The organism is Streptomyces sp. B1866 (assembly GCF_031932565.1).
Taxonomy (GTDB): domain Bacteria; phylum Actinomycetota; class Actinomycetes; order Streptomycetales; family Streptomycetaceae; genus Streptomyces.
The window spans coordinates 1-9955 of sequence record NZ_JAVSCF010000236.1 but is presented as its reverse complement, the minus strand read 5'-3'; the positions used below and the strand labels follow the sequence as shown (position 1 = coordinate 9955).

Annotated in this window: 7 protein-coding genes; 2 read left to right on the top strand and 5 right to left on the bottom strand. The window is 75.1% G+C overall.

Annotation, left to right across the window (positions count from 1 at the left end):
• The 3 genes from RKE29_RS23980 to pdhA all read right to left on the bottom strand — a co-directional run.
• On the bottom strand, positions 1-436 hold a 436-nt coding region (locus RKE29_RS23980; protein WP_312007678.1), incomplete at its 3' end, for a biotin/lipoyl-containing protein.
• 111 nt (positions 437-547) lie between these two features.
• Positions 548-1528 carry an alpha-ketoacid dehydrogenase subunit beta gene (locus RKE29_RS23975; protein ID WP_312007677.1) on the bottom strand — a complete coding sequence of 327 codons (981 nt, stop codon included), beginning with the start codon at positions 1526-1528 and terminating at the stop codon, positions 548-550.
• 1 nt (position 1529) lies between these two features.
• Entirely contained in the window at positions 1530-2693 is a 1164-nt protein-coding gene (pdhA, locus tag RKE29_RS23970) for a pyruvate dehydrogenase (acetyl-transferring) E1 component subunit alpha (protein WP_312007676.1), read from the bottom strand.
• A 615-nt stretch (positions 2694-3308) separates the two neighbouring features.
• Between pdhA and RKE29_RS23965 the strand changes: the two genes are divergently transcribed.
• Positions 3309-4670: a phosphotransferase gene (locus RKE29_RS23965; protein WP_312007675.1), complete on the top strand. Its 1362-nt coding sequence runs from the start codon at positions 3309-3311 to the stop codon at positions 4668-4670.
• 370 nt (positions 4671-5040) lie between these two features.
• Here RKE29_RS23965 and RKE29_RS23960 read toward each other — a convergent pair whose 3' ends face one another.
• Positions 5041-6678, bottom strand: coding sequence for a protein kinase (locus tag RKE29_RS23960; protein ID WP_312007674.1), 1638 nt, complete (start codon positions 6676-6678; stop codon positions 5041-5043).
• 378 nt (positions 6679-7056) lie between these two features.
• Here RKE29_RS23960 and RKE29_RS23955 point away from each other — a divergent pair, with 378 nt between their 5' ends.
• Positions 7057-8730, top strand: a complete 1674-nt coding sequence (locus tag RKE29_RS23955; protein ID WP_312007673.1) for a protein kinase — start codon at positions 7057-7059, stop codon at positions 8728-8730.
• Between the two features lie 398 nt (positions 8731-9128).
• Here the strand turns inward: RKE29_RS23955 and RKE29_RS23950 are convergent, their stop codons facing one another.
• Entirely contained in the window at positions 9129-9710 is a 582-nt protein-coding gene (locus RKE29_RS23950) for a bacterial proteasome activator family protein (RefSeq protein ID WP_312007672.1), read from the bottom strand.
• Between the last annotated feature and the right edge of the window lie 245 nt (positions 9711-9955).

The following is a 9955-nucleotide window of genomic DNA, read 5'->3' as shown; positions in this document are numbered from 1 at the left end:
CGGCGGGGCCGGGGCGCTGCCCGGCCGGGGCCTCGGTGCCGTTGCGGACGGCGGGGCCGCCGGGGCCGGGCCGGGTCTTGCGCGGGCGGCGCTTGGTGGGCGCGGGGGCGGCGCCGTAGCCGACGAGGTTGGCCTGGCGGCCCTCCGGGGCCTCGCCGCCCTCGCCGTCCTCGGCCGGACCGGCCTCCCGCGGGGGGCCCTGCGGCCCGTCACCCGGCCGGGTGTCCACCGCGATGATCGGCGTGCCCACGTCCACCGTGGTCCCCTCGGGGAACCGCAGCTCGTGTACCACGCCGTCGAACGGGATCGGCAGCTCCACGGCGGCCTTCGCGGTCTCCACCTCGCAGACCACCTGCCCGTCCGAGACGGTGTCCCCCGGCGCGACGTACCACTTCAGGATCTCGGCCTCGGTCAGCCCCTCGCCCACGTCGGGCATGGGGAACTCGCGGTACCGCCGCGCGTCCGCCCCCGGGGCCGGCCCCTGGGACGAGCCCTGGGGTGAGCCCTGGGGGGATGTCGCTGTCATCGTCACTGCTCCTCGCGCCCTTCAGTACGCCAACGCACGGTCAACGGCGTCCAGCACCCGGTCGAGCCCCGGCAGGTACTCGTCCTCCAGGCGGGACGGCGGGTACGGGACGTGGTAGCCGCCGACCCGCAGCACCGGCGCCTGGAGGTGGTAGAAGCACCGCTCGGTGACGCGCGCCGCGATCTCCGCGCCCGAGCCGAGGAAGACCGGCGCCTCGTGCACGACCACCAGCCTGCCGGTGCGCTCCACCGACCGCTGCACGGCGTCGAAGTCCACCGGGGACATCGACCGCAGGTCCAGGACCTCGATCGAGGTGCCCTCCTCCGCCGCGGCGGCCGCCGCGTCCAGGCACACCTTCACCGTCGGCCCGTACGCCGCCAGGGTGAGGTCCGTGCCGTCCCGTACGACGCGGGCGGCGTGCAGCGGGCCGGGGATGGCCTCGGTGTCGACCTCCGACCGGTCGTGGTAGCGGCGCTTGGGCTCGAAGTAGATCACCGGGTCGTCGCTCTGGATCGCCTGCTGGAGCATCCAGTAGGCGTCCGACGCGTTCGCGGGCGACACGCACTTCAGCCCCGCGACGTGCGCGAACAGCGCCTCGGGCGACTCGCTGTGGTGCTCCACCGCGCCGATGCCGCCACCGTAGGGGATGCGGATGACCACCGGCAGCTTGACCTTGCCGAGCGACCGGGCGTGCATCTTGGCCAGCTGGGTGACGATCTGGTCGTACGCGGGGAAGACGAAGCCGTCGAACTGGATCTCCGCCACCGGCCGGTAGCCGCGCAGCGCCAGGCCGATGGCCGTGCCGATGATGCCGGACTCGGCCAGCGGCGTGTCGATGACCCGCTCCTCGCCGAAGTCCTTCTGGAGCCCGTCGGTGACGCGGAAGACGCCGCCGAGCTTGCCGACGTCCTCGCCCATGACGAGCACCTTGGGGTCCTGCTCCATCGCCGTACGCAGCGACGCGTTGATCGCCTTGGACAGGGTCATCCGCTCGGCCGCCATGTCAGCGCCTCCCCTCGGTGGTCGCTTCTTCCGCGACGAAGGACGCCTGGTACGCCGCGAACTCCGCGCGCTCCTCGTCCACCAGCGGGTGCCCGTCGGCGTAGACGTGCTCGAACAGGGCCGCCGGATCCGGGTCGGGCATGGCCCGCACGGTCTCCCGCACCCGCTTGGCCAGCGCGTCGCTCTCGGCGTCCAGGTCCGCGAAGTACGCGTCGTCGGCCAGCCCCGCGGCGGTCAGGTGGGTGCGCAGCCGCAGGATCGGGTCCCTGGCCTCCCACAGCTCCCGCTCCTCGCTGGAGCGGTAGCGGGTCGGGTCGTCGGAGGTGGTGTGCGCGCCCATCCGGTAGGTGAACGCCTCCACCAGCGTCGGCCCCTGGCCGGTCCGCGCCCGCTCCAGGGCCGCCCGGGTCACGGCCAGGCAGGCCAGCACGTCGTTGCCGTCGACGCGGACGCCGGGGAAGCCGAAGCCCTGGGCGCGCTGGTAGAGCGGCACGCGGGTCTGCCGCTCGGTGGGCTCGGAGATGGCCCACTGGTTGTTCTGGCAGAAGAAGACCACCGGCGCGTTGTAGACGGCGGCGAAGGTGAACGCCTCGGCCACGTCGCCCTGGCTGGACGCGCCGTCGCCGAAGTAGGCGATCACGGCGGAGTCCGCGCCGTCCTTGGCCACGCCCATCGCGTAGCCGGTGGCGTGCAGGGCCTGCGCGCCGATGACGATCGTGTACAGGTGGAAGTTGTTGCTGTTCGGGTCCCAGCCGCCGTGGTTGACCCCGCGGAACATGCCCAGCAGGTTCACCGGGTCCACGCCCCGGCACCAGGCGACGCCGTGCTCCCGGTAGGTCGGGAAGACGTAGTCGTCGTCGTGGAGGGCGCGCCCCGAGCCGATCTGGGCCGCCTCCTGCCCCAGCAGCGAGGCCCACAGGCCCAGCTCGCCCTGGCGCTGGAGGGTGGTGGCCTCGGCGTCGAAGCGGCGCGTGAGGACCATGTCCCGGTACAGGTCGCGCAGCTCGTCCGGGGTCGGGTCGACGGCGTAGTCCGGGTGCTCCACCCGCTCGCCCTCGGGGGTCAGCAACTGGACCAGCTCGGGCCGCGCCGCCGGCCGCTTCCTGGCGCTGGTGCGCCTGCTGTCGCGGCGCGGCTTGCGCGCGGCGGTGCTCTCCACGGTCACGTGTGCTCCTGACGTCTGTCCGGCCTCCGGGGTCGCCGTCGGCCGGATGCGGCTCGCCCGCTCGGCGACAGCGCAGGGGGTGGTGCGCCAACGTCCGGCCGGGCGTGACAGGTTCCCGGCGCGCCCTGCAAAAGGCACGTTACCTAGTGGGCCGTACCCATGAGAAACCCCGTCTGACCTGCGGATTTGCTCGGATGTCCAAGTAAGTCGCGCGGGTCGGGGAACACCCACTGGTCACAGCCTCGCAAGGCCCCGGGACAACGGCACGTTAACGCGGCGGACGAGGGGGCGGGAAGACTTCGGGCGCGAGCCGGGGACAGGGCGGAGAGAGCGGGATGGGGTGGGGTGAAGGGGATGTTTCCGGCACGGGTTGGGGCGGGGTCGGGTTCCCGTCCCGGCGCGGGCCCGGGGCGCCGGGGAGCGGGGTGACGGGCGGCGGGGTGGCGGGCGGCGGGGTGGCGGGCGGCGGGGTGGCGGGCGGCGGGGTGGCGGGCGGCGGGGTGGCGGAGGGTGGCGCCGTGGCGGCCGGGCGCCGTCGCGCGCGCCAATACCACGTTGAGCTGGTATGTCAAGATGCGTGTCGGTCGTGACGTTCAGTGATCTACCATCTGGGACGTGTCGCGCTCACCTGCACCCTCCGCCGTGACCGATCCCGACGGGGAAACGCTGAGTGCCCTGTTGCGCCGCTACCAAGCCGCCGGCGAACCGCTGTCCTGCGAGCCCGTCGCGCACGGCCTGCTGAACCGCGGGTACCGCCTCGCCACCACCCGTGGCCGGTTCTTCCTCAAGCACCACCTCGACGGCGACCGCGCCGCCATCGCCCGCCACCACCGGGTGACCTGGCGGCTCGGCGCCCTCGGCCTGCCGGTCGCCCCGCCGCTGGCCGACGCCGACGGCGACACGGTCGCGGTCGTCGGCGGCCGGGCGTACGCGCTGCACCCCTGGGTGGACGGGCGGCACCGCGACGGGGACCAGCTGACGGCCTCCCAGTCCTTCCGGCTCGGCGAGTTGCTGGGCCGGGTCCACACGTGCCTGGAGCGGGTCATAGAGCCCCGCGCCGAGCCTCGTACGGCGCTCCGCGCGGCTACGGGCCCGCCGGGCGCGGCGGCGGCCCGTAGCGACCGTACGGGCGGCGGCGGGCCGGTACCGGCCGTGCCGGGCGCGGGCGGGCCGCCGGGCCTGTACGTGCTGTGCGACGGCCGCGAGACCGGCCGCGAGACCGGCCGTGAATCCGGCCGCGAGACCGGCCGGGGAACCGCCGCGGACACCTGCCCGGCCGCCGGGCCGGGCACCGGCCCGGACCCCCTACGGGCCGCCGTCGCGCCGCCCCGCGGCGAGCCGCGCCGACCGGGCTCGGGCCGACCGGAGGGTGAGGGCGGGTACGCGCCGGTCGGCGCCGCCGACCCCGAGCACACGTTCGCCGTCATCGACGCGCTGCTGGCGCTGGCCCGCCGGCACCGGCCGCGCGACGCCTTCGACGAGCTGGCCGAGCACCGGCTCATCGAGCGGCGCGCCCTGCTGGAGCGGCACGCGCACCGCCGCCCGGAGGCGGGCGCCGTCCCGGCCACCGGCTGGGTGCACGGCGACTTCCACCCCCTGAACCTGCTGTACCGGGACACCGAGCGGGACACCGAGCCGGCCGCGATCGTGGACTGGGACCGGCTGGGGGTGCAGCCGCGCGCCGAGGAGGCGGTGCGGGCCGCCGCGATCTTCTTCTTACGCCCCGGGGGCCCGCTGGAGCTGGCCAAGGTGCGGTCCTACGCACGCGCGTACCGCCGGGCGACGGGCGCGGGGCCGGGCGAGCTGGCCGCGGCGGCGCACCGGGTGTGGTGGGAGCGGCTGAACGACTTCTGGATGCTGCGCTGGCGCTACCAGCTCGGCGACCGGCGCACCGACCCGCAGTTCCCGGCGACGGCGGCGCTGGCGGTGTGGTGGACGCGGGAGTACGAGCGGGTCAGGGACGCCTTCTGCGACTGACCTGGCCAGGCTGGCCGGTCGGGCTGGCCGAAACCGGCTCACCGGGCCGGCTGACCGGCCGCCCGCCGCGCCGTACGACGGGCGCTCGGGCTCGACCCGCGCGAGCCGCCGCGGCCCCTCGCGCCGCACAGGTTGCACACCGCACAGGTTGCACACCGCGCGGGTCGCACACCGCACAGGTTGCAATCCGTACGACTCGCACGCCGCACAGCCGCACGGTGTGCGAGTCGTACGGATCGCACACCGCCTGGAACCTGTCGTGCAGGTCGCACGGACGCGGACGCGCTTCTCGCGGAGTCCGTACCGGACAGCCGCCGGGCCGCCCGGGGCTCGGCCCGCCTGCGGGCACCAGCCGCCCGCGGCGTCGGCGTCAGCCGCCCGTGGAGCCCGCCGCGGAGCCGCCGTCCGTCGCCGCCGTCGGGGTCGGGTCGCCGCCGTTCGGGTCCTCGGACGGCTGGCTGGTGGGCTCGCCGTCGTCCGGGGTGGCACCGTCGTCGGTCGGCTCCTCGGTCGGCGTGTCGGTGGCCGGGTCCGTCGGCGAGGCGCTGACGGTGTCGGTCGGGGTGGGCTCCGTCGGCAACGTCGGGGTGTCCTCGGTGCCGCCGGTGGGCTCGCCGGGCAGGGTCGCGTCCGCGGTCGTCGGCGCCGAGGTCGGGCTCGGCGTCTCGTTCTCCCGCTGCGACGTGCTCGTCTCCGGCTTGCTCGGGTTCTCGCCGCCGCCGTCGCCGCCGCCGAACCTCAGGGCGAGGGCCACGCCGACCGCGACGGCGAGCACCGCGAGCACGGCGACCAGCCACAGCCGGCCCCGGCGCCCGTCGTGCCCGCCGCCCCCGGGGCCGCCGTCGTACCCGTCGTAGCCGCCGGTGCCGTCGCCGTCGCCGGGCCGCCCGCCCAGCAGGGGCAGCACCGGCTGCTGGGAGGTGTCGCCGTGCGCGGGGTGCGGCAGCGCGGCCGTGCCGGGCAGGCCGCCGGCCGGGGTGGCGGCGCCGAGGTGCTGGGTGACCGGGCCGGTGTTCCAGGTGCCGGTGTGCGGGCCGGCCTCGTGCAGCATGCGCAGCGCGTACTGCACCAGGCCGCGCATCTCCTCCGCGCTCTGGAACCGGTCGTCCGGGTCCTTGGCGAGCGAGCGCATGACCAGGCCGTCCAGCTCGGGCGGGCAGCCGCCGGAGATCTCCGACGGCGGCACGGGCGCGTCCTGGACGTGCTGGTAGACCACGGACAGCGGGGTCTCGCCGACGAACGGCGGGCGCAGCGCCAGCAGCTCGTACAGCAGGCAGCCGGTCGCGTACAGGTCGGAGCGGTGGTCGACGGCCTTGCCCAGGGCCTGCTCGGGCGACAGGTACTGCGGGGTGCCCATGACCATGCCGGTCTGCGTCATGGTCGAGGCCGCGCCGTGCAGGGCGCGCGCGATGCCGAAGTCCATGACCTTGACCGCGCCCGCGTGCGTGATGATCACGTTGGCGGGCTTGATGTCGCGGTGCACGATGCCGTGCTGGTGGCTGTAGGCCAGGGCCTCCAGCACGCCGGAGACGATGACGAGCGCCTGCTCGGGGTGCGGCGCGTCGGCGCTCTGCAGCAGCTCGCGGATGGTGCGGCCCTCGACCAGCTCCATGACGATGTACGGCACGACGCTCCGCGTGCCGCCGGGCGGGCCGACGACGTCCTCGCCGGAGTCGTAGACGGCGACGACGGCGTGGTGGTTGAGCCCGGCGACCGACTGCGCCTCGCGCGTGAAGCGGGCCTTGGACACCGGGTCCTCGGCGAGGTCGGCGCGCAGCAGCTTGACCGCGACCGTACGGCCGAGGCGGACGTCCTCGGCGGCGAACACCTCGGCCATGCCGCCGCGGCCGAGGCGGCCGGTGAGGCGGTAGCGGCCGTCGCCCACGACCCCGCCGCCGCCCCACGAGTCCAGCGGGCCTGACAGGTCCGGCGTCTCCGGCCTACTGTTCATTCCGGACTCCATGGCGTCAGGATCGGAGGGCCCCTGGGCGCGCTGGGTCTGTGCCATCGATCCTCGCCGTCGTGGTCGGTCTTGTTCGGTCCCGCTCGCGCGGCGGTGTGCGGGGCGGCCGCCGCGGCTGGCCGGACGGTGTCCCAGGGGAACGCTACAGGCTCCGGGCACACGGAGGCTTCGCGCTGGACCGGCCATCAAACCCGCTGCCGGTGAGCCCGTGCAAATTCAGTGGCGGGTTCTTGCGCATCCGGTCACGGAACGGGCACGTGGCTTGACGTGTCCGTGCCCTACGGCAGACTTGTCCCACATTGGTGAACGCACCACGAGCACCACGGTCACCGGATCCGCCCCAGCGCGGATGCGGCCGGCACGCTCTGCGTGCGCTGGAAGACCGCGCGCGGCGACGCAGTGCGCCAAGGGGGAAAGCACAATATGAGCCAGCAGGGCGCACCGGGCCAGTACCAGGGCCAGTCCCTCGCCGGGGGCCGGTACCAGCTCACGGACCTGCTCGGACAGGGCGGCATGGCGTCCGTGCACCTGGCGTACGACACCGTCCTCGACCGCCATGTCGCGATCAAGACCCTGCACAGCGAGCTGGGCCGGGAGCAGTCGTTCCGGGAGCGCTTCCGGCGCGAGGCGCAGGCGGTCGCGAAGCTCGCGCACACCAACATCGTGTCGGTCTTCGACACCGGCGAGGACACCGTCGGCGGCGCCCTCATGCCGTACATCGTGATGGAGTACATCGAGGGCAAGCCGCTGCGCACGGTGCTCGACGAGGACGTCCGGCAGTACGGCGCGATGCCCGCCGACAAGGCGCTGCGCATCACCGGCGACGTGCTGGCCGCGCTGGAGATCAGCCACGAGATGGGCCTGGTCCACCGCGACATCAAGCCCGGCAACGTGATGACGACCAAGCGCGGCGTGGTCAAGGTCATGGACTTCGGCATCGCGCGCGCGATGCAGTCCGGCGTCACCTCGATGACGCAGACCGGCATGGTCGTGGGCACCCCGCAGTACCTGTCGCCCGAGCAGGCGCTGGGGCGCGGCGTGGACGCCCGCTCCGACCTGTACTCGGTGGGCATCATGCTCTTCGAGCTGCTGACCGGCCGGCTGCCGTTCGACGCGGACTCGCCGCTGGCCATCGCGTACGCGCACGTCCAGGAGGAGCCCGTCGCGCCCTCCTCGATCAACCGGTCCATCCCGCCGGCCGTGGACGCGCTGGTCGCGCGGGCGCTGAAGAAGAACCCGAACGAGCGCTTCCCGACCGCCGAGGCCATGCGCGACGAGTGCGCCCGGGTGTCGCACACCGGCCAGACGGGCGGCTCCCCGATCATCATCAGCGGCGGCCCGCCCGCGCGCAGCGGCGCGGGCGTCGGCTCGGCCGTCTTCCCCCCGGTCGGCCAGGGGACGCCGCCCCCGGGCCCGGGCAGCGTGCAGACGCCCTACCAGCCGCAGCCGCAGTCGCAGCTTCAGCCGCAGCCCGGCTCCGGGCAGTACGGCGGCTTCGGCCCGTCCACCCCGCCGCCGCCCTCGCACACCGCGGCGCAGCAGGGCTACGCCACCCCGCCGCCCGGCTACCCGGGCGGCCAGGGCACCCCGCCGCCGTACAACTTGGCGCCCACCCCGCCGCCCTCCGGCGGCGGCCGAAGCGGCGGCGGCAACCGGCTGGTGATCATCGGCTCGGCGGCCGTGGCGGCGCTCGCGGTCCTCGGGGTGGTGCTGGTCGTCGCGCTCAGCGGCGGAGGCGGCTCGGACGACAAGGCGGGCGGCAAGGACTCCCCGAGCACGGCGCCGACGTCGACCGCGACGTTCAACGACGGGGCCGCGACCAAGTCGAAGACCATCGACGCGAAGAAGTGCACCGACGCGCGCGAGGTGTACGACCAGCCCGGCAAGTACGTGCTGCCCGACTTCCAGAACCTGTGGGTGGTGTCGGTGAAGCAGTGCATCCAGGCGGCGGGCTGGCACTACCGGGTCGAGTACCAGGACGAGAACGTCTGGGGCAAGGACACCGTCCTGGAATACAACCACAAGGACTACGACGACCCGTTCGACCCGAAGTCGGACACCATCACGCTGACGGTCTCCACCGGCAACCCGTCCTGACCGGCCCGCCACCTCCGGCCTGCCGAGGCGGCAGGCCGGAGGCCCCGGCCGAGGGCCGACCGGGGGCGGGCGCGGGGAGTCGCTACGCGGGGCCGTGGGCTCGGGTACGGACCGAGGGCGCCGCCCCGGGCCCCGTACGCCGCGGTGCCCGCCCGGGGCGCCCGGCGGGCGCACGAGGGCCGCGGTCCCGGCCGTACCCGCCCCGGGGCGTTCGGGCCGGGCGGGCAGGGCCGTAGGGGCCGCGGGCAGACGGCGGCAGGGGCCCGGCCGGCCGCACGGACCCGACGGCTCCCGACCCGGCCCGCGCCCGCCCGGCTACCGGTCGGCGACCGACCGGGCGGCCGGGGTCGGCCGGGGGACCGGCAGGGGTCGGCCGGGGGCCGGGGGACCGGCAGGGGTCAGAGGTACGGGCCGGAGCGGATGCCGTCCTGCGGGCGCTCGCCCTCGCCGCCGGTCATCCCCGCGGGCAGCGCCCTGCGCATCTGCTCCAGCTGCGCGCGGGCGGCCATCTGCTGGGCGAACAGCGCCGTCTGGATGCCGTGGAACAGGCCCTCCAGCCACCCGACCAGCTGCGCCTGCGCGATCCGCAGCTCGGCCTCGGTGGGCACGACGTCGTCGGTGAAGGGCAGCGACAGGCGGTCCAGCTCGTCGATCAGCTCGGGCGCCAGCCCGTCCTCCAGCTCCTTCACCGAGCTGGCGTGGATCTCCTTGAGCCGGACCCGGCTGGCCTCGTCCAGGGGCGCGGCCCTGACCTCTTCGAGCAACTGCTTGATCATGCTGCCGATCCGCATGACCTTCGCGGGCTGCTCGACCATCTCCGTCACGGGAACCTCGCGCGACGCGTCGTCCTCGGCGCCCTCCCCGGCATTGCCGGAGCCGCCGGAGCCGGCTGCCGTGGCGCTGCCCAGGGCCATGCCGTCAGGACCGACGACCAGGACGTGCTGGCTCTCCTGCGACCGTTCGTTCATCGGCTGGTTCATGCCTCCATTGTTCCGTACGACGCGCCCCTGCCGCGGCCCGAGGCCCGGGTCCGAAGGCCGGTCCGGCGGCCGCGGCGCGGGCGCCGGTCAGCGGCGCCGCAGCCGCAGGCCGACAAAGGCCAGGCCGAGGCCGGTGAGGGCCAGACCGGTGCCCAGGGGCAGCACCCGCAGCACCGGCGGCGGCGGGACGGCCGCCTCCGCCGGGCCGTACGCGTCGCCGGCCGGCTCGGCCGGCGGTCCGGTGC

What these genes read in the sequence shown, in the direction of transcription:
- RKE29_RS23950 (WP_312007672.1), bottom strand. Translation starts at nt 9,710, where the DNA reads ATGAACCAGCCGATGAACGAACGGTCGCAGGAGAGCCAGCACGTCCTG.
- RKE29_RS23960 (WP_312007674.1), bottom strand. Translation starts at nt 6,678, where the DNA reads ATGGCACAGACCCAGCGCGCCCAGGGGCCCTCCGATCCTGACGCCATG.
- RKE29_RS23955 (WP_312007673.1), top strand. Translation starts at nt 7,057, where the DNA reads ATGAGCCAGCAGGGCGCACCGGGCCAGTACCAGGGCCAGTCCCTCGCC.
- RKE29_RS23975 (WP_312007677.1), bottom strand. Translation starts at nt 1,528, where the DNA reads ATGGCGGCCGAGCGGATGACCCTGTCCAAGGCGATCAACGCGTCGCTG.